The sequence below is a fragment of the Paenibacillus barcinonensis genome (assembly GCF_003217495.1).
GTDB classification, from domain to species: Bacteria; Bacillota; Bacilli; order Paenibacillales; family Paenibacillaceae; genus Paenibacillus; species Paenibacillus barcinonensis.
Genome location: NZ_QJSW01000047.1, coordinates 1 through 2,708, shown reverse-complemented (window position 1 = coordinate 2,708; position 2,708 = coordinate 1). Strand labels below are relative to the sequence as shown.

At 38.1% G+C, this 2,708-nt stretch carries 4 protein-coding genes; 2 read left to right on the top strand and 2 right to left on the bottom strand.

The features are described from left to right. Positions 1–162: 162 nt before the first annotated feature. Both DFQ00_RS28400 and DFQ00_RS29690 read right to left on the bottom strand, forming a co-directional pair. Entirely contained in the window at positions 163–486 is a 324-nt protein-coding gene (locus DFQ00_RS28400; RefSeq protein WP_110899744.1) for a hypothetical protein, read from the bottom strand. Positions 487–514: 28 nt separating this feature from the next. Further along, positions 515–814 carry a hypothetical protein gene (locus DFQ00_RS29690; RefSeq protein WP_110899743.1) on the bottom strand — a complete coding sequence of 100 codons (300 nt, stop codon included), beginning with the start codon at positions 812–814 and terminating at the stop codon, positions 515–517. A 7-nt stretch (positions 815–821) separates the two neighbouring features. Between DFQ00_RS29690 and DFQ00_RS28390 the strand changes: the two genes are divergently transcribed. Continuing rightward, entirely contained in the window at positions 822–2,276 is a 1,455-nt protein-coding gene (locus DFQ00_RS28390) for a Tle-like phospholipase domain-containing protein (RefSeq protein ID WP_110899742.1), read from the top strand. Positions 2,277–2,293: 17 nt separating this feature from the next. Next, the gene (locus DFQ00_RS28385; RefSeq protein WP_110899741.1) at positions 2,294–2,566 is read left to right on the top strand and encodes a hypothetical protein; all 273 of its coding nucleotides are present in this window, start codon (positions 2,294–2,296) and stop codon (positions 2,564–2,566) included. The last annotated feature ends 142 nt before the right edge of the window (positions 2,567–2,708 follow it).

Sequence of the window (2,708 nt, the reverse complement as noted above, 5' to 3'; positions counted from 1 at the left end):
AACTAATAAAGTGAAAGCTGCAAAAACGATTAATATGATCCTCCATTTACGACTCATTTTCTATACAAATCCTTTGCGTAAAAAATTATTTCTTTTTCTCAAGATCGACAGGTAGTCCCATAGGCTTATTACATTGTTATATGGATATATTACCCTTTGAAGTTACTCTGGATGTATCAGCCACTCCGGTCCACCTACATATTTAACCTCATAAGTATTATAATTAATTGCTATTTTAATTGCCTCATTCCCATCACCCTTAATATGTCCGTATAGGACAACCTTTGAAGATACGTAACCAGCAAAAACCTGAGAATCCGTGAACTCCACGTCAACGTTGTACTCTTTTTTAAAATACTCTAATCCTATGGGTGTTGCTTTTTTAACGATATTATTATTTTTCACATGATATGTAACTGCACAACCACCTACTAATAAAGTGAAAGCTGCAAAAACGATTAATATGATCCTCCATTTACGACTCATTTTCTATACAAATCCTTTGCGTAAAAAATTATTTCTTTTTCTCAAGATCGACAGGAACACCTGTGTCTTTAACTTCATAATTACGATAATCAATACTAATATAAACCTGGTCTTCCTCCTTACCCACAATGTATCCGTATAATACAACTCTAGTAGTGACATACGCAGCCATGACCTGAGAATCAATAAACTTAACAGACACACCGTAATTATCCATAAAGTATTTTTCACCTATAACCGTAGCTCTTTCTACAATTCTCTTATCGTTAAGGTGATCCTTGATCATTACAAAACTGAAGAAAAGGACAACTACAGACAAAATAATCACTGAGATTTTGAATTTTTTCTTAACTGGAATCTTCCTCCTTGATTACGTTTGGGATAATATGTATGATTTTAATAATAACTTAGATAGGAAGGTAAATACAGTGAATTTCTTAAATGATGAACTTCTACATGCGATGTCCCAAGACTCCTATAATAGGGACATTAGTCCCAAAGACATAAAGTTCAGAGAAAATTGGATACGTGCTAGTTTACCTAATTCTACACTTAATGACACTAATGGCTCTGGATTTGATGCAGTCGTTTATTACAATAAAAAGGATAATCAAGTGGTTATCGGGTACAGAGGAACTGAACCTGATATGTCGTGGGGTAAAGTGCCGGATATTGCAACTGATGGCATTGATGTTGTTGGAGGGCGTTACAAAACCCTTAGGAGTACAATTGAGAAGAATCCTGACATTTTATCAAATCCATCCGTAAAGGATCTTTCAACAAAAGAGCGTTATGAGAACAATCAGTTTTATCTAGCCGAAAAGCTTTATCATGAAGTTAAAGAGGTTTATCCTAATGCGGAGATAACTACAACCGGTCACTCCTTGGGTGGCGCACTCGCTCAATATACAGCTGTACATAATAATCTGTCATCCACTACATACAACCCTGCCAGCATTCGAGCCGTTGTCTCAGATGAAATTCTAAAGAAGATTGACGCAGGAGAATACGACAAGAAAAATACGGCTTACGTTAGCCCAGGCGATCTCGTGGGATCGGGTTCCTCGAATTCCCCAACACGGCATGCAGCGAATACAATTATGATTGATCGTACATATGAAGAAGCAAATAAGAAATATTTGGACATTACACTTCCACTTATACTCTATACCAGTAACTCTTCATTTAATGTGTCAACCCCTTTTTGGAAAAACGTCACTTTCACTTCAATAACTATACCTATGGGAGAAGGGAAAACAGGCTTTCTTGAAAAGGTATTCAACTCATTTGGCGGAGAAAAGGCGCACGGCTTGGAAAATTTCAAATTTGACGAAAATGGTTTTATCACCAATACACTCTATACTACAGATGGTGCGTTAATTGGTGGGAATCCAAGATACACCGAATATTTAAATTCATTACTCGCCAATGAAAAGATGAAGGATACGGTGAATCAACTCATTGAAAAGTACGGTGCATATCTGGGACCTCTTGGACAGACACTCGCTGCTGGTGCAGGGGTTACCATTCAGCTCTCGCTTGAGAACCTTCAACGGGCTGGGCAGAAGATGCAGCAGCATGTCGACGAATTCCAAGCCAGTCTGCCTACAGCAACCAATGCCATTCTTAGACTGATTGAATCAAGTGACAGCCGTTCTCTTGAGCCTATTGTTGATCGTTTGACAAGTGACTTACACAAGTTCAGCCGTTGGTACGAAGAAGAAGTACAAAGCATTGCCAAATATATTAATCAGAAAGCCGAAGATTTCAGGCAAGCCGATGAAGTTTAGAAGGAGCGATAGACCTTATGTCACGAAGTATAGTTGTCGAGTTAGTTGATCTAATGAATGCAGAGAAAGAAATTAACCTCTTAATGGACATGCTTGAGGCAAACAAACGACATGTGCGTTCCATTGATGAGAGCATTGGAGATTGGAAGGGAAAATCATCTGAAGAATTACGAAGAAAGATGGATCGTTTTCAAAACATATTGGGTGATTGGATTGAGGACTTCAAACAGCAGCAGATTGAACTTGTTAAATATACATATCGCATGGAGCGTGCCGATCGAGGAAATTAGGAATAGAGATAACCGAACAGTAGATTATTTGGAAAACAAGAACAGAGGGGGCTGTCCCATAAGTCATAAAAATGAATTGGGATAGCCCCATTCTCCAAAATTGTGCAACAAAAAGAAACCGTTCCTTGGTAAAATGGAAGTG

Bases quoted from the DNA above. Each gene is read 5' to 3' on its own strand.
- DFQ00_RS28400 (WP_110899744.1), bottom strand. From the start codon at position 486: ATGAGTCGTAAATGGAGGATCATATTAATCGTTTTTGCAGCTTTCACT.
- DFQ00_RS28385 (WP_110899741.1), top strand. From the start codon at position 2,294: ATGTCACGAAGTATAGTTGTCGAGTTAGTTGATCTAATGAATGCAGAG.